17 protein-coding genes and 1 riboswitch are annotated in these 23,923 nt (G+C 63.5%); of the genes, 9 read left to right on the forward strand and 8 right to left on the reverse strand.

Going from position 1 to position 23,923, the window contains the following annotated elements; all coding sequences use genetic code 11:
* Positions 1-163: 163 nt before the first annotated feature.
* A complete protein-coding gene (locus FSY59_RS07215) occupies positions 164-1,342 on the forward strand; it encodes an alpha-hydroxy acid oxidase (protein ID WP_003058113.1) in 1,179 nt (392 codons plus the stop codon).
* Positions 1,343-1,397: 55 nt separating this feature from the next.
* On the opposite strand, the gene FSY59_RS07220 is transcribed toward FSY59_RS07215, so the two are convergent.
* The 3 genes from FSY59_RS07220 to nhaA all read right to left on the reverse strand — a co-directional run bounded on the left by FSY59_RS07220 (position 1,398) and on the right by nhaA (position 4,858).
* The gene (locus FSY59_RS07220) at positions 1,398-2,156 is read right to left on the reverse strand and encodes a tetratricopeptide repeat protein (RefSeq protein ID WP_003058111.1); all 759 of its coding nucleotides are present in this window, start codon (positions 2,154-2,156) and stop codon (positions 1,398-1,400) included.
* Between the two features lie 43 nt (positions 2,157-2,199).
* The gene (locus FSY59_RS07225) at positions 2,200-3,003 is read right to left on the reverse strand and encodes a tetratricopeptide repeat protein (protein WP_148728718.1); all 804 of its coding nucleotides are present in this window, start codon (positions 3,001-3,003) and stop codon (positions 2,200-2,202) included.
* A gap of 466 nt (positions 3,004-3,469) precedes the next feature.
* Positions 3,470-4,858 (reverse strand): Na+/H+ antiporter NhaA, encoded by a 1,389-nt coding sequence (gene nhaA, locus FSY59_RS07230; protein WP_148728719.1) that lies wholly within the window; start codon positions 4,856-4,858, stop codon positions 3,470-3,472.
* A 351-nt stretch (positions 4,859-5,209) separates the two neighbouring features.
* Between nhaA and FSY59_RS07235 the strand changes: the two genes are divergently transcribed.
* Positions 5,210-6,142 carry a DMT family transporter gene (locus FSY59_RS07235; protein WP_043371045.1) on the forward strand — a complete coding sequence of 311 codons (933 nt, stop codon included), beginning with the start codon at positions 5,210-5,212 and terminating at the stop codon, positions 6,140-6,142.
* Between the two features lie 159 nt (positions 6,143-6,301).
* Here the strand turns inward: FSY59_RS07235 and FSY59_RS07240 are convergent, their stop codons facing one another.
* Positions 6,302-7,570 carry a D-amino acid dehydrogenase gene (locus tag FSY59_RS07240; protein ID WP_003058106.1) on the reverse strand — a complete coding sequence of 423 codons (1,269 nt, stop codon included), beginning with the start codon at positions 7,568-7,570 and terminating at the stop codon, positions 6,302-6,304.
* Positions 7,571-7,741: 171 nt separating this feature from the next.
* Positions 7,742-7,841: riboswitch (glycine riboswitch) on the reverse strand.
* Between the two features lie 532 nt (positions 7,842-8,373).
* On the opposite strand from FSY59_RS07240, the gene FSY59_RS07245 reads away from it, so the two are divergent.
* From FSY59_RS07245 to FSY59_RS07260, 4 genes are all read left to right on the forward strand, one after another.
* Positions 8,374-9,894, forward strand: coding sequence for an amino acid permease (locus FSY59_RS07245; RefSeq protein WP_019043807.1), 1,521 nt, complete (start codon positions 8,374-8,376; stop codon positions 9,892-9,894).
* 193 nt (positions 9,895-10,087) lie between these two features.
* The gene (gene dinB / locus FSY59_RS07250) at positions 10,088-11,305 is read left to right on the forward strand and encodes a DNA polymerase IV (protein WP_003058103.1); all 1,218 of its coding nucleotides are present in this window, start codon (positions 10,088-10,090) and stop codon (positions 11,303-11,305) included.
* 137 nt (positions 11,306-11,442) lie between these two features.
* Positions 11,443-12,999 carry a PAS domain-containing methyl-accepting chemotaxis protein gene (locus tag FSY59_RS07255; RefSeq protein WP_148728720.1) on the forward strand — a complete coding sequence of 519 codons (1,557 nt, stop codon included), beginning with the start codon at positions 11,443-11,445 and terminating at the stop codon, positions 12,997-12,999.
* Between the two features lie 74 nt (positions 13,000-13,073).
* Entirely contained in the window at positions 13,074-15,434 is a 2,361-nt protein-coding gene (locus tag FSY59_RS07260) for a hypothetical protein (protein WP_043371048.1), read from the forward strand.
* Between the two features lie 96 nt (positions 15,435-15,530).
* Here FSY59_RS07260 and queF read toward each other — a convergent pair whose 3' ends face one another.
* The 4 genes from queF to FSY59_RS07280 all read right to left on the reverse strand — a co-directional run bounded on the left by queF (position 15,531) and on the right by FSY59_RS07280 (position 21,266).
* Positions 15,531-16,376 (reverse strand): NADPH-dependent 7-cyano-7-deazaguanine reductase QueF, encoded by an 846-nt coding sequence (gene queF / locus FSY59_RS07265; protein WP_148728721.1) that lies wholly within the window; start codon positions 16,374-16,376, stop codon positions 15,531-15,533.
* 73 nt (positions 16,377-16,449) lie between these two features.
* Positions 16,450-17,349: a 2OG-Fe(II) oxygenase gene (locus tag FSY59_RS07270; protein ID WP_003058091.1), complete on the reverse strand. Its 900-nt coding sequence runs from the start codon at positions 17,347-17,349 to the stop codon at positions 16,450-16,452.
* A 45-nt stretch (positions 17,350-17,394) separates the two neighbouring features.
* Complete coding sequence (gene yaaA / locus FSY59_RS07275) at positions 17,395-18,174, reverse strand: peroxide stress protein YaaA (protein WP_003058087.1); 780 nt, start codon at positions 18,172-18,174, stop codon at positions 17,395-17,397.
* A gap of 107 nt (positions 18,175-18,281) precedes the next feature.
* Positions 18,282-21,266, reverse strand: coding sequence for an Rne/Rng family ribonuclease (locus tag FSY59_RS07280; RefSeq protein ID WP_148728722.1), 2,985 nt, complete (start codon positions 21,264-21,266; stop codon positions 18,282-18,284).
* Positions 21,267-21,851: 585 nt separating this feature from the next.
* Between FSY59_RS07280 and FSY59_RS07285 the strand changes: the two genes are divergently transcribed.
* From FSY59_RS07285 to FSY59_RS07295, 3 genes are read left to right on the forward strand one after another with little or no spacing between them, the layout of a single operon-like run.
* Positions 21,852-22,856: an RluA family pseudouridine synthase gene (locus FSY59_RS07285; protein WP_034400767.1), complete on the forward strand. Its 1,005-nt coding sequence runs from the start codon at positions 21,852-21,854 to the stop codon at positions 22,854-22,856.
* 9 nt (positions 22,857-22,865) lie between these two features.
* On the forward strand, positions 22,866-23,549 hold the full coding sequence (locus FSY59_RS07290) for an HAD family hydrolase (RefSeq protein ID WP_003058077.1): 684 nt from the start codon (positions 22,866-22,868) through the stop codon (positions 23,547-23,549).
* An 8-nt stretch (positions 23,550-23,557) separates the two neighbouring features.
* Positions 23,558-23,923 carry a Rieske 2Fe-2S domain-containing protein gene (locus FSY59_RS07295; protein WP_003058074.1) on the forward strand — a complete coding sequence of 122 codons (366 nt, stop codon included), beginning with the start codon at positions 23,558-23,560 and terminating at the stop codon, positions 23,921-23,923.

Raw genomic sequence — 23,923 nt, forward strand, 5'->3', positions numbered from 1 at the left:
GGTCGCTGGACGAATAGGCTTGCACACCTAGCATTAGCCCTTGATTTGCCCTCGCTGAAGAAAATTTCAAAAGCGGCATAAATCACTTCAAACCAGAGCACAACGCCGATAGCTGCGATGAGGGCTACCATCGGGCTCAACTCCCATTACAAGGCTAGAAGTCGTGAGCGATCTCTCCAAAATCACCTGTATCGAAGACCTGCGTGTGGTGGCCAAGCGCCGTGTGCCGCGCATGTTTTATGACTACGCCGATTCGGGCTCCTACACCCAGGGCACGTACCGGGCCAACGAAGACGAGTTCCAGACCATCAAGCTGCGTCAGCGTGTGGCCGTGAACATGGAAGGGCGCAGCACGCGTACCACCATGATCGGCGAGGAGGTCGCCATGCCGGTGGCGATTGCGCCCACGGGTCTGACCGGCATGCAGCATGCCGATGGCGAGATTCTCGGGGCCAAGGCCGCCAAGGCCTTTGGTGTGCCGTTCACGCTGTCCACCATGAGCATCTGCTCGCTGGAGGACATTGCCGAGCACACCGATCACCATCCGTTCTGGTTCCAGCTCTATGTGATGCGCGACAAGGCCTTCATGGAGCGCCTGATCAACCGCGCCAAGGCGGCCAACTGTTCGGCGCTGGTGGTGACGCTGGATCTGCAGATCCTGGGCCAGCGTCACAAGGACATCAAGAACGGACTGTCCACTCCGCCCAAGCCCACGCTTGCCAATCTGCTCAATCTGGCGACCAAGCCGCACTGGTGCCTTGGAATGCTGGGTACCAAGCGCCGCAGCTTCGGCAATATCGTCGGCCATGTGGATGGCGTGGGTGATGTGTCCTCGCTGTCGTCCTGGACGGCAGATCAGTTCGACCCCTCGCTGAACTGGAACGATGTGGAATGGATCAAGAAGCTCTGGGGCGGCAAGATCATCCTCAAGGGCGTGATGGATGCCGAAGACGCGCGTCTGGCGGCACAAAGTGGTGCTGACGCGCTGGTGGTCAGCAACCATGGCGGCCGTCAGCTCGACGGTGCGCCGTCCTCGATTGCAGCCTTGCCGTCGATTGCCGAGGCCGCGGGCAAGGACATCGAAGTCTGGATGGATGGCGGCATTCGCAGCGGGCAAGACGTGCTCAAGGCCCGTGCCCTGGGCGCGCAGGGCACGATGATAGGTCGCAGCTTTCTCTACGGTCTGGGGGCCTATGGCCAGGCCGGCGTGAGCAAGGCGCTGCAGATCATCCACAAGGAGCTGGATACGACCATGGCCTTCTGCGGTCACACCCATATCGACCAGGTCGGCAAGGAGATCCTGTTGCCTGGCACCTACCCCAAGCCGTTTGCCGTGATCTGATCTGCGTTGTCGGCGGCTTGCTGCATTGCGAGCCGTCGCGACCTCTGCCCGGAGGTCAGGATCTACCGGTCTTGGGCTTCCATTCCTGAACCTGCAGCTGGATCTTGGCCCGTTGCGCCGGCTTCAATTTCTTGGCGATGATTTCCTGCTGCTTGGCCGAATCCTTCTCGCCATCCCTGGCTGCCAACAACGCCCAGAAGTAGGCCTGAGGCCAGCTTTGCCTGACACCGCGTCCCAAGGCATACATGGAGCCCACGTTGAACTGGCTGTTGGCATCCCCTTGTTCCGCCGCAGTCATATACCACCTGAAGGCCTCCTGGCTGTCTTGCGCCACGCCACGGCCATGGTCGTACATGTATCCGAGATTGCTCTGGCTCGACACATGGTTTTGTGCCACGGCAAGGCGATACAGCCTGACGGCCTCTTCCTGATTCTCAGCCACGCCACGGCCGTCGTCATACATCACCGCGAGGTTGAACAGACCGTCGGCATCGCCTTGTTCTGCGGCCAGGCGATACCATTTGACCGCTTCCTCATCGCTTTGCGGAACGCCGCGCCCGCGGCCGTACATCAGGCCGATATTGGACTGGCTCTCGGCGTGGCCCTGCTTTGCTGCCAGCATGAACCACCTGGCTGCTTCCTCATCGTTTTTGGGGGCTCCACGGCCTGTGAGGTAGGCGGCTGCGAGTTTGAACTGTGACTGGGCGTCGCCGCCCTCCGCTGCCTGCAGCAGGTCGGGCGATTGTGCGATGGACAAAGTGCTGCAGAGCAGCAAGGCGGCTGCGCAAAGGAGATGGCTGAAGGGCTTTTTCATGGCTTGCTTGTCAATGGGGAGTTGCGGCTTCAAGCGTGCAGATTCAGCGAATCTGCGGCTTGGGTTGCCAGCGGCTGATTCTTGAGTCCTGTGCAGCTCGCTCTGCGGGCTTGAGCTTGCGGGCCACAGCGTCGCGCAGCGATACGGTGTCTTCCAGGCCCTGGGCGGCCGCCAGGGCATACCAGAAATAGGCCTGAGACAGGCTGCGTCTGACGCCACGGCCTTCCTCGAACATCGTGCCGAGGTTGACCTGGGCCGTCGCATTGCCCTGTTCTGCGGCCAGGCCCAGCAGTCTGGCTGCTTCCTTTTCGTCGCGTGGCACACCGCGACCGGTGGCATACATCACGGCGAGGTTGGCCTGGCCTGAGTCATGGCCTCTTGCGGCCGTTATGCCGAACCATCTGGCGGCCTCCTGATCGCTTTGCTCCACGCCACGGCCGCTGACATACATCAGTCCCAGGTTGTACTGGGCATCGAGAAGGTTTTGCGCTGCAGCGAGCCGATACCACTTGACGGCCTCCTGATCGCTTTGCTCGACGCCGCGCCCATCTTCATACATCACGCCCAGATTGAACTGGCCGTTGGCCTCTCCCTGCGCTGCCGAGAGGCGGTACCACCTGACGGCCTCCTGGTCGCTTTGCTTTACGCCACGGCCCCGGTCATACATCAAGCCGAGATTGCTCTGGCTCAATGCATTGCCTTGTGCTGCCGCAAGACCAAACCAATGAGCGGCTCTCTCATCGCTTTGTGCCACACCACGGCCTTCCACGTATATCTGGCCGAGATCCAGCTGCGCCTGTGCATCCCCCGCTTGCGCTTTGTGCAGCAGGTCCGCTGGCTGAGCCATTGCCAAGGTGCTGGCAAGCAACAATGCGGCAGCGGAGTAAAGGTGAAGCTTTTTTTTCTGCATTTCTTTTGATGTTCCTGCGATAGATGGGCTGTGCCCGGCCTGCAACGGCAAGGCGGCCCCTGATTTCAGGCTGCCCTGATGTCTTGCCCTGCATGCTCGGGCTGACCCACGGTCAGCAGTCGGCAGAGCGTGAGCGTGCTGCGAAGCAGCATGGCGAGAGCGCCGACCATCGGGCCATTGCTGATTCACGCCGGTTATGGGTCTGGAACCTCCGGAGCATCAGTCGGCGCCCTTCATGGCACAGGCATTCAGATGTCCGGACGGCCGGGCCAGGGCGAGGAGGCATTCTAGTCACCTAACGGACTGCAGCCGCCAGTCGCTCATCGCGTCTGGCGGCTGCAGTCCGTTGATCAGGGGCGCTTGTCAGCCCCGAGCCCGGCTGGGCATTGTGATCGGGAAGTGCTTATGCGCACTGCAGGCGCTTGCGCATGGCAAAGCCATAGCCCAGTCCCAGCAAGGCGGCGATGGCCGAGCCGGCCAGAATGCCCAGCTTGGCCGCACCCAGCAGGGAGGCATCCGCAAAGGCCAGACCGCCGACAAAGATGGACATGGTAAAGCCGATGCCGGCCAGCAGGCCCACCAGCAGCACGCCGCGCCAGTTCAGGCCCTCGGGCAGGCTGCACAGCCCGCTTCTGACGGCCAGCCAGGTACAGATGAAGACCCCCAGGGGCTTGCCCAGCACCAGGGCCACCAGCACGGCCATGGCCGTGGTCTGCGGTGCGGCAGCGCTCAGGTCTATGCCTGAGAACTGCACGCCGGCATTGGCCAGTGCAAAGATGGGCATGATGCAGAAAGCCACCCAGGGATGAAGAATCATGGGCAGGCGCAGAGCAGGTGGCAGCAGGTCGCGCTGTGCGAACTGGGCGGTACGCAACTCCTGCAGCAGGTGTTGCGGATCGGGCCGCCCGCTGAGCACCTGCTCGCCGGCCTTGCGCATGGCCGTCTGTGCCGTGATCAGCTGCGGCATGGAAGCGGGGCGGGCAAACACGGGCGTCATCAGGCCCAGCACCACGCCTGCCAGGGTGGGATGTGCCCCGGTCTTGAGCAGGCCGAACCAGAGAACCGCTCCGGGCAGCACATACAGTGGAGCGGCGGCAATGCCCATGCGGTTGAACAGCAGCACCAGCAGCACGCCGGCTGCGGCCACCACAAAGCCCATGGCCTGCAGCCCGCCCGAGTAGAAGAAGGCGATGATGAGCACGGCCACGATGTCGTCGATGATGGCCAGGGCCAGCAGGAAGATGCGCAGTGCCCCCGGAATATTGCGGCCCAGCAAGGCCAGCACGCCCACGGCAAACGCGATGTCGGTTGCCGTCGGGATTGCCCAGCCGTTGAGCAGTGTCCTGTCATTGCCCGCCAGGGCCATGTAAAGGAGTGCGGGCACGGCCACGCCGCCGATGGCAGCGATCAGCGGCAGACTGGCCTGGCGCAGGCTGGCCAGCGCGCCGTTGTGCAGCTCGCGACGGATCTCCATGCCCACGACCAGGAAGAACACCGTCATCAGCACATCGTTGACGATGAAATGCAGATCGGTGCTGAAGCTCCACGGGCCCAGCGTCAGCGCGACGGGCGCATGCCACAGTGCAAAGTAGCTTGGCGCCGCAGCGGAGTTGGCCCAGATCAGGGCGAAGGCGGCGGCCAGCATGAGCACCATGCCGGCAAAGGACTCGATATGCAGCAGGTGCGAGATTTGCGCCTGCACGCGTTCGGTGGCGGATTGCAGCGCGGGGATGCGGGGTGAATTCTGGGATGCAGAAGGCGCAGGGGCCTGCACAAGTGTTTGTGGGTCCATGTGTCGGTAGGTGTCTGAAGTCGTCTGCCGACAGGCGTATTGCACCCGAGCCCATGCCTCTTGGTGCAGTCAGCACTGCAAACGACTGGCGCGCTGGCGGCCCGACCTGCGCATGAACATTCACCTGCCATCGCCACCTTGTGTGACGGGCACCCAGTTGAAATTGTAGCTAAAGATGCAGCAATGGTCTGGATATGGGGTTTATTTGCGGGGAAACAGACCTCGCCATCAGGACGGTTGCCTCTCGCGCTTCGCGTCGCCTTGGCTCAAGCGGGTGGACTGCACGAATCACGTCAGCGCCGTCTGGCAGCCGGCGCTATGCTGGCGCGCTAACGAAAGAGAAGGCGTGTCATGTCGGGCATAGGAATGGAATATCTGTGGGTGGGCGTGGTGCTGTTTGCTGCGGCGGCGCAGACGGTACGCAACACGGCCCAGCGCTCGCTGACGGCGCAGGTCGGCACGCTGCCGGCCACGCTGGTGCGCTTTCTCTACGGCCTTCCGTTCGCCGCCGTCTATCTGCTGGCGCTGTATGTGCTGGGCGATCCGTCCCTGGTGCTGCCGAAGTTCAGTGCCGCCTATCTGGGCTGGATTGCGCTCGGAGCCTTCTTTCAGGTCACGGCCACGGCGGCCTTGCTGATGGCCATGAAGGAGCGCAACTTTGCCGTGGCGGTCACGCTGTCCAAGACCGAGGTGCTGCAGGTGGCCTTGTTTGCCGCCATGTTCCTGCACGAGCTGCCGACCCGCCTGGCACTGCTGGCCATGGTGCTGGCCACGGTGGGCGTGCTGATGCTGTCGCTGCCGCCGCGCGGGCAGCTCTTCACGCTCTCGGCCTGGACCAGCAAGTCCTCGGTATACGGTCTGATCTGCGGCGCCTGCTTTGCGCTGGCCACGGTGGGCTTTCGCGGCGGCGCGGTCGAGATCGCAACACTGGGCGTGAGCTCGCCCTGGCTGTCCGGGGCCTGGGGCGTGCTGATCGCGCAGACCATGCAGTCCGTCGTCATGAGCGCCTGGATTGCCAGAACCCATGAGCAGGGCCTGCGCCCCATCTTCAAGGCCTGGCGCATCTCGCTGCTGGCCGGCAGCATGGGCGCTGCGGCCTCGCTGGCCTGGTTCACCGCCTATGCCATGCAGGGGGCCGCTGCCGTGCGCACCCTGGGCATGGTGGAAGTGGTGTTCAGCTATATCGTCTCGCGCAAGGTGTTCAGCGAGAAGCTGTCGCTGACGGAAAAGCTGGGCATGGCGCTGATGATGCTGGGACTGGTGCTGATCTGTCTGCAGCTCTGATTTCAAGAGCTGCTTGCGCTTTCCAATGTTCATTTTCAAGGTAAAAAGTCATTGAAATTAAGCATGGAAAGGCGCAATAAGCTCCTGAAAAAATAGCTTCTTGTAGCGACGGTGCGCGATGCCGCGCCTGGCTTGTTGGTGCAGTGCCTTGAACCGCTGTCAGGCGCTGGCGGTGGTCAGCGTGGCCGGCCGGGACTGTCTGCTGGCGCTGCCCATGGACTGCAGCACGAGGTCGCCGACCATGTCGGCGGTGACGGCAGACAAGGTCCAGCCCAGATGGCCGTGGCCGGTGTTGTAGAACACGCAGGGCTTGATGCCAGGGCCCACGCGCGGGAGCATGTCCGGCATCATGGGGCGCAGGCCCGCCCAGGGCACGACGCTGCGCGTGCTGACGCCCGGGAAGCACTGCTGCACCCATTCGATGAGCGGTCGGATGCGGTCGGCGCGGATGTCCTTGTTGTAGCCGTTGAACTCCGCCGTGCCGGCCACGCGAAAGCGGTCCTCGCCGAGGCGGCTGGTGACCAGCTTGGTCTCGTCGTCCAGCAGGCTCACGACGGGAGCTGCGGCGCGGCTGGCTTCGTCCTGCAGATTGACCGTGATGGAATAGCCCTTGACCGGATAGATGTTGACGCTGTCGCCCAGCTGGGCGGCCATGGCGCGGCTGGCCGTGCCCGCGCAGACCACCATGGCGTCGAAGGTCGAGGTCTCGGCCTCCAGACCCTGGCGTACGGTCACGCTGGCCTGTTTGCCGTTGCTGTCCACCGACACGATTTCCTGGCCGTAGCGGCATTGCACGCCCAGTCGCTCGCAGGCGGCGGCAAGGCCGCTGGTGAACTTGTGGATGTCGCCGGTGGAGTCGCTCTCGGTGAAGTAGCCGCCATAGAAGGTTCCGGACAGGGTCGGCTCGATGGCCTTCATTTCATCGGGCGTGACGGCGCGGCGCTCCAGCCCGCCCAGGGCGAGCAGCTGCGAGACCTTGCCCGCATGTTCGAAGCCGTCGCGGTCGCGGTAGATATGCAGGATGCCCTTTTGCTTCAGATCGAAGTCAATGCCTTCGGCGGCTGCCCATTCGAACAGGTGCTCGCGTGCCGCAATCGCCAGCCTGGCGGTCTCCACGGTGTTCTTCTGGTAATGGGGGATGGCGGCGAGAAACTGGCAGAACCAGGAAATCTTGTGCCAGCCGGGCTTGGGGTTGAGCAGCAGCGGAGCATCGCTCTTGAGCATCCACTTGAGGCCTTTGACGATGGTGGACCAGTGGGTCCAGACCTCGGCATTCGAGGCCGAGAGCTGGCCGCCATTGGCGAACGAGGTCTCCATGGCGGCATAGCGCTGTTTCTCGAACAGGGTGACGGAAAATCCGCGGCGTGCGAGGGCGTAGGCGGTGGTCACGCCCGTGATGCCACCGCCGATGACGGCGATTGTCTTCATGATTCAGATTCCAGACACGTCAAGGGTGGAGCCCGTGCGCAACATGCGCAACGGACGCCCCCTCTGTTCTGGACCTGAGAGATTCACGAGGCAGCACCCTGGGGCGCTGCTCGCTTGCTCCTTCGGTATGTCCGGCGGACGATGGCGTCCGGACATTCTTCAGAGTGTGTGAAAGCGATGCCGATCCTTTGGCCTGAGAGTTTCCGGGGCGGTTGCTCCTTCGGCGCTGCATGCGCCAAGTTTGCGCTGCAGTCTCTCTCGGCATCACCGGGCTGAGAGCCTGTGGACGAATGTAGGAAGAATGGCGGCGCCTGGATATACGGGTTTTCTAGACTTCTGCACCGGGGCAGGCCGTGCTTCGTTTCTTTTATTTGATAGCGGCTCACGCCTGTTTTTGAAAGACTTCCTTATGTTTTCATAAGGAAAGTAAATTTATTCAAGCGCAAGCAGCTTCCGAATTCATAGCGTCAAGCGCTGTCAAGTGCCGCTGAGCAGCCCCAGAGTCAACCCCTGCATTGACATGACGGGCCATGGTCGGCGGTGGATTTGGGCAAAATATCGTCTTTGCCTGTCAATGGGCCCGGCGATATCACCGCTTTGCCATTGAAGCGCCCGACCGGGGTGGCTGCCGATTCAGGATGCAACTGGCCTATCCGCCATGGCGTTCTGCTGTCATGGCTTCGTTCCTTTGTCCTTGTTGCCCGCGACCGTCATGGTCGCCTTTTTGCGTTGCCTGTCGCAGCGCCTGCGGGATGGTTGGGTGTTTTGTCCGGACGGGCGCAAACCATTACAACAAGACATTTATGTCCCAACCCAACTCAAGCCAGCAGCTCGCGCCGACTGGCGATGGTGACGATAACCAGCCCCGCTTGCACCGGGTGCTCAAGCAGCGCCACCTGAGCATGATCGCCATTGGCGGCGCCATCGGCACGGGCCTGTTTGTGGCCTCCGGCTCGGCCATCGCCCAGATCGGCCCGGGCGGTGCCGTGCTCACCTATCTGCTCATCGGCATCATGGTCTACTACATCATGACCAGCCTGGGCGAGCTGGCCGCCTTCATGCCGGTGGCCGGTTCCTTCTCGACCTATGCCTCGCGCTATGTGGATCGCGGCTTCGGCTTTGCGCTGGGCTGGAACTTCTGGTTCAGCTGGGCCGTGGTGGTGGCGGTGGATCTGGTGGCCTCGCAGCTGGTCATGGCCTACTGGTTTCCCAATGTGCCGGGCATCCTCTGGAGCGGCCTGTTCCTGCTGCTGATGGTGGGGCTGAACGCGTTTTCCGCGCGCGGTTTTGCCGAGGCCGAATACTGGTTCGCGCTGATCAAGGTGCTGGCCGTGGTGGCCTTTCTGATCACCGGCGTGCTGATTCTGTTCGGCATCATCAGCAACGGCCATGTGCCCGGTTTCGAGAACTGGACCACGGGCGATGCGCCATTCGTCGGCAATTTCGCGACCTTTGTGGGCGTGGCCATGATCGTGGCTTATTCCTTCCAGGGAACGGAGCTGGTGGGCGTGGCGGCGGGCGAATCCGAGAATCCGCGCGAGAACGTGCCGCGTGCGATTCGCCAGGTCTTCTGGCGCATCCTGCTGTTCTATGTGCTGGCGATTGTCGTCATCGGCTTTCTGATTCCCTATACCGATCCGCAGCTGCTGCGCACCGATGTGGCCGATATCGCCGTGAGTCCGTTCACGCTGGTGTTCCAGCATGCGGGTCTGCTGTCGGCGGCCACGGTGATGAATGCGGTGATCCTGACCTCGGTGCTGTCGGCCGGCAACTCGGGCATGTATGCGGCCACGCGCATGCTCTACAACATGGCAACCGAGGGCAATGCACCGCGCATCTTCTCCCGGCTGACCCAGAACGGCGTGCCGCTGGTGGCCTTGATCGGCAGCACGCTGGTCGCCAGCCTGTGCCTGTTTTCCTCGCTCTACAGCCCGCAGGCCGTCTATATCTGGCTGCTGAACCTGGCCGGCATGACGGAGTTCATCGTCTGGCTGGGCATTGCCGTCAGCCACTACCGCTTCCGTCGCGGCTATGTCATGCACGGCCATGATGTGGGCCTGCTGCCCTACAAGGCCGGCGCCTTCCCCTTCGGACCCATCTTTGCCTTTGTGCTGTGTCTGGTGGTGACGCTGGGCCAGAACTACCAGGCCTTCCTGGAAGATCGCATCGATTGGGGCGGCGTGGTCTCGACCTATCTGGGCATTCCGCTGTTCCTGCTGTTCTGGCTGGGTTACTGGCTGGTCAAGCGCAAGACCTGGATCAGCTATGCGGATATGCGCTTTGACGAGCTCGAAGACATCAAGCAGGGCAAGGTGTCGTCCTGAGGCGGTTTGAGCCTTCCCCTTCTCCAGGCGGGTAGGGGTAGCGGCAGGGGCCGGCGCTGCTTGCTGTTTCCCGGTGCCCGTGTGCTTGTTTGACGCATGGCTGCTGTCTCTTGCCAGCGCAGGCAAAATCGGCACTGTGAGCGATCTACCCACCAGCCCCGAGTCCAGGCCCAGGCGCATAGCGCATCTGGACATGGATGCGTTCTACGCCTCCGTGGAGCTGCTGCGCTACCCGCAGCTCAAGGGGCTGCCGGTGGTGATCGGCGGCGGGCGGCGCAGCTTTGACGAGGAGCTGCTGGCGCGGCATGCGGGGCGGCCGCTGTCCGAGATTCCGGTGGCGGATTTTCCGCTGCTGCGCGATTACACGGGGCGCGGCGTGATCACCACGGCCACCTATGCGGCCCGGCAGTTCGGCGTGGGCTCGGCCATGGGCATGATGAAGGCCGCCAGGCTGTGCCCGCAGGCGATTCTTCTGCCCGTGGACTTTGCCGAGTACCGGCGCTTTTCGCGGGCCTTCAAAGAGATCATCGTGTCGATTGCGCCGCTCATGGAAAACCGTGGCGTGGACGAGGTCTACATCGATTTCACCGACGTGCCTGGCGGCCAGCGCGAAGGCGGACGCGTGCTCGCCCGGCTGATCCAGAAATCCATCTTCGACGCCACGGGCCTGACCTGCTCGGTCGGTGTGGCGCCCAACAAGCTGCTGGCCAAGATGGCCAGCGAGTTCAACAAGCCCAACGGCATCTCCGTCGTCCAGCCCGAAGACCTGCAAAGCCGGATCTGGCCGCTGGCCTGCCGCAAGGTCAACGGCATAGGGCCCAAGGCCGATGCCAAGCTCAAGAGCCTGGGCATAGAAACCATTGGCGACCTGGCCGCGCAAAGCCTGCCGCAGCTGCTGCACTGGTTTGGCAGAAGCTATGGCCACTGGCTGCACGAGTCGGCCTGGGGGAGGGACGAGCGTGCCGTGGTGACCGAGAGCGAACCGGTGTCCATGAGCCGCGAGACCACCTTCGAGCGCGATCTGCATGCCGTGCGCGACAAGGCCGAGCTGGGTGCCATCTTCACGGACCTGTGCGAGCGGCTGGCCGAGGATCTGCGGCGCAAGGGCTATGTGGGGCGCACCGTGGGCATCAAGCTGCGCTATGACGATTTCAGGATCGCCACGCGGGATCAGACCCTGAACCTGCCGATACAGGATGCGGCCGCCATCCGTCTGGCCGCAGGCCAATGCCTCAAGCGCGTGCCGCTGGGCAAGCGCATCAGGCTGCTGGGGGTCAAGGTCTCGGGCCTGATCGCCGAGCAGCTCTGGCAGGCCAGTGCCCACGATCCGGTGGCGCGAGAGTTGCTGCTCAGGCCTCCTGGTTTGATCTCCATCAAGCATGCGGATCCCTATACCGCATCTCTGTTCTGAGCCTGGGGGCTCGGGAATCCTCACTGTGCGATGATCCAAGTGTGAATTTGTGTATCTGGTTAACCAGCTGCCTGCGGGATGCCTGATCGCTCACTCTCGAACAAAAACTACATAGGCCTATTGGAGGAGTGCAAAGCATGCGCCTGAACCTGCCGGTATCTCAACAAAACTACGACTTTCCGGGTGACGAGCTGCTGGTCTCCAGCACCAACACCAAGGGCGAGATCACGCATTGCAATCCCGCCTTCGTGCGCGTCAGCGGCTTTGGCTACGAAGAGCTGATCGGCCAGCCGCACAATCTGATTCGCCATCCCGACATGCCGGCTGCCGCCTTCAAGGACATGTGGCGCACCATCGCCCATGGCTATCCCTGGACGGCACTGGTCAAGAACCGCCGCAAGAACGGCGATCACTATTGGGTGCGCGCCAATGTCACGCCCATCATGGAAGGTGGCAAGCCAAGCGGCTATCTGTCGGTGCGCACCAAGCCTTCGGCCGCCGAAGTGGCCGCAGCCGAAGCGCTGTATGCGCGCATGCGCAACGAGGAAAAGCAGGCCCGGGCCAGCTTCCGGCTGCGTGCCGGCGCGGTGCGCCGTCTGGGGCTGATGGGCTGGTGGGACGGCCGCAAGGATGTGGGTCTGGTGGCGCGCATGGCCTGGCTGCTGGCCATCGTGGCCTTGATCGCCATGCTGCCCGATTTGCTGGGCTGGCAGGGCGCGGCGGCCTGGGGCTGGCGTGCTGCCAGCCTGGTGGCCGGCGGCGCATTCGTGCTGTGGCGCTTTCAGCAGCGCTGCGTGGCGGGATTGGAGGAAGCCAGCCGCTTTGCGGCCGATGTGGCGGCCTGCAATCTGAGCACCGAATGCAGCCAGAGCTACAGCGGCGCCATGGGGGCGCTGATGCTGAGGCTGCAGCAGATACAGATCAATCTGCGCGCCGTGGTGGGCGATGTGCGCACCGAGGTGCAAGGCTTTGCCCGGACCGCCCATGAAATCGCCCAGAGCAGCTTTGACCTGGCAGGGCGTACCGAATCCCAGGCCACCAGCTTGCAGCAGACGGCGGCCTCGATGGAGGAAATTTCGGGCACCGTGTCCCAGACGGCCGATACGGCCCAGTTCATGGCCGGTGCCAGCGACGAGAGCAGCAAGGTGGCCAGCCGCAGCGGCGTGGCCATCAGCGAGGTGGGCCAGGCCATGGAGCATATCCGCGGCTCCTCCACCCGCATGAGCGAAATCATTGGCGTGATCGAGAGCATTGCCTTCCAGACCAATCTGCTGGCGCTGAACGCGGCCGTGGAAGCGGCGCGGGCCGGCGAGCAGGGGCGCGGCTTTGCCGTGGTGGCGGGCGAGGTGCGGGCACTGGCCCAGCGCAGTGCCGAGGCGGCCAAGGAGATCAGCGTGCTCATCAACCGCACGGTCGATGGCATCAACGATGGCAATGCGCGCATGCGTGCTGCAGGCCAGACCATAGACGGCATGGTGCAGGCAGTGGACAAGGTCGGCTCCCTGGTGCACCAGATCAGCATTGCCACGCGTGAGCAGTCGATAGGCATCTCCCAGGTCAACGAGGCCGTGGCCCAGCTCGACTCCGTGACCCAGCAGAATGCGGCGCTGGTGGAGCAGTCGACCAGCGCAGCGCAATCGCTGCGCCAGAGTGCCAAGACACTGGAGCGTTCGGTGGACGTGTTCCATCTATAGGCTTTTGTGGTCTTGCTCTGAAAAGGCAGCCGTGGAGCTGCCTTTTTCGCATCGGCTTTCGGTAGGATTGCGGCATGAGTGTTGTGCTGACCCTGATCGCCATTGCGGCGCTGGCCCTGTGTTTGCTGATCTGGCTGATATCGCGTTTGCGCGCTGACGCCAGACCCGCGTCGTCTGCAACTGCCGGCCAGGAGGCCGAGCCGTCCGTGGCCCAGGCCAGAACGGCGTCGGAGGTTGCGGCGCAGACGCTCTCCGATCAAGAGCTTGCGGCGCAGGCGGATATGGCGTCAGAGGCCAGCAGGGATGTGAATTTTCGTCCCCAGGGCGAGCGCGGCATGGGCGGCCCCATCTATGGCGATGTGCTGTGTGCGGACGGCGTCTACCTGCCCCATGTCTGGGAGATGGACATGCACACCTCCTATGACGGGCGCTGGCTGCGCACGGGCTTTTATGACAGCGAGACCGCCCATCTGGTCGACCGCAAATCGCGTCGCAGCTGGGTGATCAGCAAGCCTGAAGGCGAGCTGCTGGATGCCATCCACTGGCGCATGCCGCGCTGGAGTGGCGAGAGCATCAACGAAAGCGGCATTGCCGACGATGCGCATGTGATCATGTCCGATGCCAGCTTCGAGGCCTGGCTGGGCGAGCATATGTCTGCGCAGCCGCAGCCCCTGCTGCAGGTGGTGGATCTCTGGGTGCCGGCAGACTGCCTGCCGGCCGAAGTTGCCCGGCCCATGCCGACTCTGCCGCAACCGGCTCAGCCCACCCCGGTGCCGCCGGTGCTGCTGCAGCGCCACTGGCCGGCTTCGCTGCGCAAGCTGCGCTACCCCATGGCTCCGCTCCAGAATCCGCACTGGCAGCTGATGCTGGGTGAGACCGCCCAGCCCTGGGTGCTCGATGAGAGCCACAGCATGGTCTGGCGTGCCGATGCCCAGGCCTTTGCGCTCTATGCCTACCCTACCCAGGGCGATGCCAGCCAGGCCAGCCTGCGGCTGGCCGTCTGGATGATGGAGCGAGGCTGGCAGCAATGGCCGCAGCTGATGCCCGAGGATCGCAAGCCCTGGGCTCTGGGCCTGCCGGATCTTGAGCCGCCGAGCGAGCCGCAAGCGCCAGCGGTTTTGCCGCTGAGCTGGCTCAATGAACTGCTGCTGCAGAGAGTGCAGCTCGATAGGCCCGAGACCGAGCGCCTGCACGATGGCACCAGCATCAGCTGCGCCATGAGCGAGGTGGATGTCTGCGCTGCCCATCAGCGCGATGGACTGCCCATCCTCAAACCCTCGCTTCCCGTGAGCTTAGACTGGCTGCGTGATCCGGCGCAGCCCGCGCTGTGGCGCGCGCAGAGCGAGCCACTCAAGGGGCAGCGCCTGATCTGGACCCTGTCCAAGCCCGCCCGGGAGGAGCTGGGCGAAACGGCGGCCTACAACCTGCAATGGGGTGAACGCCATTTGCCCGGCACCTGGGCGCTGGAACATGTGATCGTGCAGGGGCGCTGGGCGATTCTCATGCCGCATGGCCGTGCACCGATTCGCGGTGGCAGCGGCAGCCTGCAGGTCTGGGACGGGGAGCGGCTGCAAAGCGTGGACCTGCCCTGGCCCGTGGTGCGGCTGGCCGCTGTGCCGTCGGTCAAGGGCGGCATGGCCGCTCGCCTGCGCGTGTTGGCGCTGACGGCCAGTCTGGCGGACAAGGACTGGGACCCCTCGACCGCATCCTGGCGCTGGCCTCTGCAGTCCGTATCGGCCAGCCATCTGGCAAGACCCGACTGGCGTCCGCTTTACTCCGAGCGTGAACTGGCGCCCGATGCGCAAGGGCGCTGGCAGTTGCTGCCGCGCTGGCGCGAGGTGAGACAGATCCAGCATCCCTGCTCCGACGGTGACTATGTCTGGCGCGACGATGTGCGCGGCGACACCGTCTGGTGGTGGGGCGGCGTGAACGAGCGCGTCAACCACTATTGGCAGCATGATGAACCTCGCAAGGACGGCGTGATCATGACGCGAAGCGGTCTGGCGTTCTGCGGTGTCGGGCCCTGCGCCTGTCCCCATCCTTCAGGCGAAGGCTGGGCCTTGCTGGAGCCGGTGGAGACACGCTACGGCGAACTGGGTCAATGGCAGCTGCACTGGCTCAACCCTGTGGAAAAGGAAGTGCGCACGCTGACGCTCAAGGCGCGCATGCCGGTGCTGCAGGGCTGGGATGCCCAGGGCCTGCATTGGCAGGATCTCCCCTTGCCTGACGAAGCGGCGCTGCAGGGCGAGGCCAGCGCGGTTCACAAGCCCCAGTCGGAGCCCGCAGCGGCGCGTCAGCTGGTGGTGGCGCAGACCTGGCAGCGTGCTGGCGTCGAGCCTCTGCGCCAGGGCATCAACGGGCTGTGGCTGCGCATTCAGGATCTGCGCTATGCAGAGGCTTTGCTGGGGCAGGATGACTGCCCTTGGAAGAATTGATCCCCCTGAGCCGCTTTGCGGCTTCCCCCTGAGGGGGGCGGCAGCCTTGCTGTGGGCCGCCCCTTGCTTGCTGCCCTTGACTGGGCAGTGCCGGTGCTACTGGCGTGCCGTACGCACATTGGCGGGCAGGGCGCCCGGGTGGCTGGTGCGCAAGGGGTTGATGTCCAGGCCGCCGCGGCGCGTGTAGCGGGCGTAGACGGCCAGCTTGATGGGTTGGCAGCGGGTCCAGATGTCCATGAAGATGCGCTCCACGCATTGCTCATGGAATTCGTTGTGGTTGCGAAAGCTCACCAGGTACTGCAGCAGACCTTCCTGCTCGATCTGCGCACCGCTGTATTGAATCTGCACGCTGCCCCAGTCGGGCTGGCCGGTGACCAGGCAGTTGCTCTTGAGCAGATTGCTGACCAGGGTCTCGCTGACGGGTGCTTCGTCGTGGTTGGCACGCAGCAGCTCGGGAGCCGGCGTGTACCGGGTGCACTCCACATCGAGGCGGTCCAGCAGCAGGCCGTCCAGCTCATGCACTTGCTGGGCATCGAACTGCTCTGCCTGCAGCAGCCGCACGCCCACGCTGCCCTGGACCTCGCTGCCGCGCCAGGTGGCTTCGGACAGATCGGTGCGCAGGCGCGCCAGCACCTCGCTGGCATCGGCAAAGCGGGTGTTGTTGAAGCTGTTCAGATACAGCTTGAAGGACTTGCTTTCGATCAAGTTGGGCGTTTCACAGGGGATGGTGAAATGCGCCAACGCCACCTGGGGCTTGCCACGCAGATTGAGCCAGGAAACTTCGAATGAGGTCCACAGATCGGCGCCAAAGAACGGCGGGTTGATGGCAGCGCCGATTTCCTCGCGCTTGGTCAGGCGTGGCAGGGGAAAGAGCAGGGACGCGTCGTACTGGTCCACATAGGCCGAGCTTTTGCCCAGCTGCGATTGTTCAGGGGTGTGCATGATTCAAAAACAGAATGGCAAGCAGTAAAAAAGATAGCTGCTGGCGCTTTGTGAGTAAGGGCTGGAGCCTGTTTTACTTGAACTCTCGTTCGCGTAGCCACTTGGTGGCAATCCATTTTTCGCCCTCCAGCACGGGAGCGCCGCCGTGCAGGGTCTTGGTCGCCGGGTCGGGCCGGTTGTAGCTGAAGAATACGGCATTGCCACGGCGGGGAACGACCTGCAGCCCTACATCGGGAAAGGTGGTTGCGCCGCCGCGCGCGGGCTCGTTGAGATACATGACCAGGGTTCCCACGCGCTGGCCGCCACGCTTGAGTATGGTCGGCGTGCCGGGCTCGTTGGGGGCGAAGTAATCGTAATGCGGCTTGTATTCGGCGCCTGGGCGGTAGTGCAGCACCTGCATGCCTTCGCCGTTTTCCAGCGGCCAGTTCAGCAGCCTGGCAATGCGCTGTTCCACACGGCAGATGAGGTCGTTTTCTCCACGCTGGAAGAACATGCCATTGCTGGTGCGGTCGTCGTTGACGGCCTCGCCACCGCTCTGGTTGTCCACGGTCAGCGAGCGCTGCATGCGCGGGCCGGCGGCGGCGATGATGGCATCGCACTCCTCGTCGGAGAGCAGGTTGCCGAACACCACGACCCGGGGGTGACGCATATTCATCAGCACATGGACCTCGCGATCGCCGGCGTTGATGCAACAGGGATCGGTCTGCAGATCGGGCTCGGGCACGCCGGACTCGTGAATCTGCACGTTCACCCCGGCCTCGGGCCTGGCCGCCGCGAACGCCTGGGGCAGCTCCCCTTCTTCGGGCAGGGCCAGTGCCCGGCGTGCCAGGTGCTCTGCCCAGCCAGCCTTGCGCATGGATTGCAGCAGCGATGGCAGCGGCACGCCGGAGGCGCTTTGCGTGCGTACCCATTGCATCAGCTCGGGTGTCAGGCCGGGAGGTGTGACGAACTCGTCTTGGGTGGAGGTGCTCATGCCGACAATGCTAGTGTGCACTGATGCCGATTTCAATGCGCGACGTCAGTCTTGCAGCTTGCGGCGGAACACCAGCTTGCCGGGCGTGCTGGCCTGCTCGGCCAGCGCATAGCCTTCCAGATCGAACTTGCGCAGGTCGGCCACCTTCCTGGCCTTGTGCCGTACGGCCCAGCGCACCATCAGCCCGCGCGCGCGCTTGGCATGGAAGCTGATGATCTTGTACTTGCCGCCCTTGAAGTCCTCGAAAACGCATTCGACCACGGGGGCCTTGAGCGTCTTGAGATCCACGGCCTTGAAATATTCCTGCGATGCCAGGTTGACGACAATGCGCTCGGCCTGGGCGGCACTGCGCTCGTTCAGATAGTCGGCAATCTGGGTTCCCCAGAACTGATAGAGGTTGCTGCCCTTGGCGTTTTCCAGCCGGGTACCCATCTCCAGGCGATAAGGCTGCAGCAGGTCCAGCGGGCGCAGCACGCCATAGAGGCCGCTCAGGATCACGACATGCTCCTGGGCCCAGTCCAGTTCCCCGGGCTTGAGGCTGGCGGCATCCAGACCTTCGTAGACATCGCCATTGAAGGCCAGCACGGCCTGGCGCGAGTTCTTGGCGGTGAATCTGGCACTGAACGCTTCGTAGCGGCCCACATTGAGCACGGCCAGCTTGTCGCTGATGCTCATGAGCTCGGAAATCTGCTGGGGCGACTTCTCGCGCAGAACTTCAATCAGTTCCAGGGGCTGCTTTTTGAATACAGGCAGCGTGTGTGGCAGCTCGGCGGAAATAGGGCTTTCATAGTCCAGCGATTTGGCCGGAGAGATCAGAAACAACATGGCTTGACGTTCACTCAATCAAAGAAAGGGCGCATGAAAAAGGGCCAAGGCCCCATCCACGGAAGTGGACAGTCCCCTTGGCCCTGTGATGCCGCAAGGCAGTCTGCTTAGGCGTTGACGCCTGCAGCCTGTTCTTCCTTCTCGAATGGCAGCTGCATCAGGCTCAGATCCTTGCGGGTCTCGACCAGAATCAGCGGGCCTTCGTCGAGCACCACCACGGGCGGGCGCTCGCGCGGAATGCGCACGGGCTTGGGCTCGGCGGCAATCGCAGCCTGGACGGCGGCGATCTTTTCGGCATCGGAGTTGATCCATTCCAGACCCGATGCGGCTGCCAGGGCTTGCAGCTCTGCAATCGGCAGCGCATAGCTCTGTGCCTTGGGCGTTGCGACTGCGGGAGCAGGAGCCACGGTTTCAGCCACAGGTTCCACGGCGGCTACGGCTACGGCAGCAGCAGGCTCTGCCTGCACGGGCTGGGCGGGCTCTGCCGCAGGAGCGACAGCCGTCACGGCTTCTTCTGCAACCACGGGTGCCGGCACTTCTGCAGCAACAGGCGCATGTTCTGCCTGAGCCTGAGGTGCAACAGCATCAAAGTAGCTGCGGCGTGCCGGCTGCTCGCCAGCGTCTGCGGCAGGCACTTCGACGGGGGCCTGGGCTTCGGCTGTCTGCTCGGCAGCCTGGCCTTCTGCCTGGGCGTCGCGCGGTGCACGGTCGCGGCGGTCACGGCCATAGCGATCGCGCGAACGGCGCTGACGGGGCTCGCGAGCCTCGCCGCCTTGTGCGCCATCCTGCACCTGAGCGTCAGAACCTTCGACCTGGGCGGTGTTAAGTGCCGCTTCGTCGGCCACGGCCTGCATGGCGGGCTGGGCATCGGGGTTGCGATTCTGGCGCTCGCGGCGGCCTTCACCGCGTTCGCCGCGCTCATTGCGTTCCGAACGTTCCCCGCGTTCCTGGCGGTTGCGCTCGGGCTTGGGGGCTGCAGCCTGAGTATTGAACTCTTCGCCATTCAGCGCGGCTTCTGCCACCTGGGGCTGGCGGTCGTCGCGGCGCTCGTTGCGTTCGCCACCGCGGCGGTTGCCGCGCTCGGGGCGGTCCTGGCGCTGTTGCTGCTCGGGACGCTCGTTGCGTTGCTGCTCATCACGGCCCTGGGCATTGCGGCGGTTGTTGCGGTCCGTGCGTTCGCTGCCATTGCGCTCCGCGCTGTTGCGGTCGCTGCGCTCGTTGCGGTCACCGCCACGGCGGTTGCGGTCACCGCCACGGCCTTCGCCTCGGCGGGCGTCGCGGCTGCCTTCACGGGCGGCAGGAGCGGCAGCCTCGGCTGCGGGAGCGGGTGCCGCCACGGGAGTCGGTGCGCCAAAGCCGAACAGATTCTTGAGCCAGGCAAAGAAGCCTTGCTCGCGCACCACGGGGCGGGCCGCTACGGGAGCGGGCGTCGCAGCGGCAGCGGCAGTGCGCGGCTGGCGCGGTGGGCGAGGCTCGGCAATCGGCGCGGGAGCATCGGGCAGCACCCCCTTGATGACGGGAGTCTGCTTGTTGGTGGGCTCCTGCGAGCGGCGGGTGACGGTGGTCACCTCTTCGGGCTCGTCGGCCAGCTTGTAGCTGGCTTCCATGGATTCCAGACGCGAGTCGTCGTGCTTGAGGCGCTCGAGCTTGTAGTGCGGCGTGTCCATGGACTTGTTGGGCACCATGATCACGTTGACGCGCTGCTTGAGCTCGATCTTGGTGATTTCGCTGCGCTTCTCGTTGAGCAGGAAGGAGGCCACTTCCACGGGCACCTGGCAGTGCACGGCGGCCGTGTTGTCCTTCATGGACTCTTCCTGGATGATGCGCAGAATCTGCAGTGCCGAGCTTTCCGTGTCGCGGATGTGGCCGGAGCCGCCGCAGCGCGGGCAGTTGATGTGGGCGCCCTCGGACAAGGCGGGCTTGAGGCGCTGGCGGCTCATTTCCATCAGGCCGAACTTGCTGATGGTGCCGAACTGCACGCGGGCGCGGTCCTGGCGCAGCGCATCGCGCAGGCGGTTTTCCACTTCGCGGCGGTTCTTGGCCTCTTCCATGTCGATGAAGTCGATCACGATCAGGCCGCCCAGGTCGCGCAGGCGCATCTGGCGCGCCACTTCGTCGGCTGCCTCGAGGTTGGTGCGGGTCGCGGTTTCCTCGATGTCGCCGCCCTTGATGGCGCGGGCCGAGTTCACGTCCACGGAGACCAGGGCTTCGGTGTGGTCGATCACGATGGCGCCGCCCGAGGGCAGGGTCACGGTGCGCGAATAGGCGGACTCGATCTGGTGCTCGATCTGGAAGCGCGAGAACAGGGGAGCGTCGTCGCGGTAGCGCTTGACGCGGGCAGCATGCTCGGGCATCACATGTGCCATGAACTGCTGGGCCTGTTCGTAGATGTCATCGGTGTCGATTAGGATGTCGCCGATGTCATTGTTGAAATAGTCGCGGATGGCGCGGATCACCAGGCTGGATTCCTGATAGATCAGGAAGGCGCCCTTGGAGGCCTTGGCGGCACCGTCGATGGCGCTCCACAGCTTGAGCAGGTAGTTCAGGTCCCACTGCAGCTCGGGAGCCGAGCGGCCGATGCCGGCGGTGCGCGCAATGATGGACATGCCCTTGGGGTACTCGAGCTGGTCCATGGCCTCCTTGAGCTCGGCGCGGTCCTCGCCCTCGATGCGGCGCGAAACGCCACCGCCACGGGGGTTGTTGGGCATCAGCACCACATAGCGGCCGGCCAGCGAGATGAAGGTGGTCAGGGCTGCGCCCTTGTTGCCGCGCTCTTCCTTTTCGACCTGGACGATCAGCTCCTGACCCTCGCGGATCACGTCGTTGATGCGGGCCTGGCTGGGCGAAACGCCTTCGGCAAAGTATTGCTTGGAGATTTCCTTGAAGGGCAGAAAGCCGTGGCGGTCTTCACCATAGTCCACGAAGCAGGCTTCGAGGGAAGGTTCGACGCGGGTCACGACGGCCTTGTAGATATTGCCCTTGCGTTGTTCGCGACCTTCGATTTCGATCTCGTAGTCCAGCAGCTTCTGGCCGTCCACAATGGCCAGGCGGCGTTCTTCAGACTGCGTCGCGTTAATCAGCATCCGTTTCATGATGCGCTTCCTTTATTCGTTTTATGGGGCACGCTGGTCACAGACCAACGTGCCTTTGACTGGTAATCAAAGACAGGCTCAACAGGAGCCGTGATGCCAGACGAACGCGTTGAAACGGATGAGGAATCTGGGGCGGTACAGGACGGCGCTACTGGCCTGATCTCAAGTCAGTAGCGGAGGTACAGGCCGGGGGACGAGCGGGAGAGGACGCGCATGCAGACAGGGTACAAAAGAAGCCGATGCGCGTGCTAGGGAGGTGGGTGGTTTCTTCGAGACATGACTCGTCCCGGGGGCCGGCCGTGCCTTGCCCCAGAGGTTGATCAGCAATGTCCAAAAGATCCACATGCTCGTTGAGAGAACCGGCAGTTGCAGGCTGCTTTTGCCTGGTCAACTGCGCGGTATGAGATTCCGTATCAGTGTTTCAATTCGTCAGCCTTTGCCAGGCTTTCACAGGCTGCTGCAGCTCTTCTTGACTGCAATTTGCGTGTGCAAAACTGGCGGGCATCGACCTGCCTGTGCGGTGGGAAATGATTGTTTGGACTAAACTCCATGCGAATCAATCACTTACAACTAAGCTCGGCACAGGTGAAACACATTATAGAGGGCAAACCGGCGCAGGACCGGTCACAGAATACGGCCACGGCCTCGGTACGGCTGATCGAGGTCGATGAAGACTCCGCCGGACAGCGACTTGACAACTTTCTCATGCGCCACCTCAAGGGGGTGCCCAAGACCCATGTCTACCGCATCATCCGCAGCGGTGAAGTGCGTATCAACAAGGGACGCGTGAGTGCCGAGACCCGGGTCCAGCCCGGCGATGTGGTGCGTCTTCCCCCGGTCCGGATTTCCGACAAAGTGGCTGAAAAGGCGGAACGCCCGGCGCCGGCTAAGGACTTTCCCGCCCTGTTGGATGACGAACACATGCTTGCATTGTCCAAGCCTGCCGGTGTGGCCGTGCATGGAGGTTCGGGCGTGAGCTTTGGCGTCATCGAGCAACTGCGCCAGGCACGTCCCGATGCCAAGTTTCTCGAGCTGGTGCACCGGCTGGATCGCGAAACTTCGGGCATTTTGCTGGTCGCCAAAAAGCGCTCCGCACTCATCAATCTGCAGGACCAGTTTCGCGAGCGCGAGACCGGCAAGACCTATCTGGCACTGGTGCAGGGGGCATGGCCGGCCAACAAGAAGGTCATCGACCTGCCGCTGCACAAGTATCTGCAGGCCGACGGCGAGCGCCGCGTGCGCGTGACCACGGCCGATGACCCGGATGGAATGCGCTCCATCACCCTGGTCAAGGTCAGAAAGCTGATCGAGCCGCGCCCTTTGCAGGGACTGCCAGCCATGAGCCTGCTGGAGGTGACCATCAAGACGGGGCGTACCCACCAGATTCGCGTGCATCTGTCATCGCAGGGCCATCCCATCGTGGGCGACGATAAATATGGCGATTTTGATCTCAACCGTCGTGTGCAAAAGCAGGGGCTCAAACGCATGTTTCTGCACGCCTGGCGGCTACAGTTCAATCATCCCGCCAGCGGCGAGCGTGTCGAGCTGCGCGCCGAGCTGCCGCCGGAACTGGCGGATTTTGTGAACTGACTAGGCTTCATGACTACTGAAAACCATAGCGCCCGGCGACCACGCCGCTTCGATCTGATTGCATTCGACTGGGATGGGACCGTGGCGGACTCCACGGCCATCATCAGTCGCAGCATCCAGGAGGCGGTGCGTGATGTGGGCGGTACCGTACCCAGCGACGAGCAGGCAGCCTATGTGATCGGCATGGCGCTGATGCCGGCCCTGGCCCGCGCGGCACCCGATGTGCCGCCCGAAAAATATCCTGAGCTGGCCAATCGCTATCGCTTTCACTTCTTCAAGCATCAGGACGATATCTGCGTGTTTGACGGCATCCTGCCGTTGCTTGCCGAACTGCGCGAGCGCGGCCACTGGCTGACCGTGGCCACGGGCAAGAGCCGCATGGGGCTCAACCATGCGTTGCAGGACCCGCAGCTCAAGGGATTGTTCGACGGTTCGCGCACGGCCGACGAGACCGCCGGCAAGCCCAGTCCGCTGATGTTGCACGAGCTGATGGCCGAATTCGGTGTGGAGCCCGAGCGCACGCTGATGATTGGCGACACCACGCACGACTTGCAGATGGCGCAGAATGCCGGCTGTGCCTGTGTAGGGGTGTCCTATGGTGCCCATGCACCCGACGGCTTTGCCCAGTTCGATCCGCTGTTCGTGGCCGATTCCGCGGCGCAACTGCGGGCCTGGCTGTTGGCCAACGCGTGAAACCGGATATGACAGATACCGTGGAGCTGTGCGCCAGTGCGGATCTGGTCGACGGTGGCCGGGCGGTGGGCTTTGATGTGCTGTATGCCGGTCAGAGCAGCCGCGCTTTTGCGATTCGCTACCAGGGGCAGGTTTATGCCTATCTGAATCGCTGCAGCCATATCCCCATGGAAATGGACTACCAGGAAGGTCAGTTTTTTGACGAGTCCGGTCGCTGGCTGTTGTGTTCTACCCACGCAGCGGCCTACGAACCTGACAGCGGTGCCTGTGCAGGCGGTCCTTGCCGGGGCGGGCTGGTAAAAATCGCCTTGAGCGAAAGCGGCGGCTTGGTGCACTGGCATACTGGGCCACAACTGAAACCTCTGAAGTTTTGA

The organism is Comamonas sp. Z3 (assembly GCF_008121565.1).
Classification (GTDB): Bacteria; Pseudomonadota; Gammaproteobacteria; order Burkholderiales; family Burkholderiaceae_C; genus Comamonas; species Comamonas brasiliensis.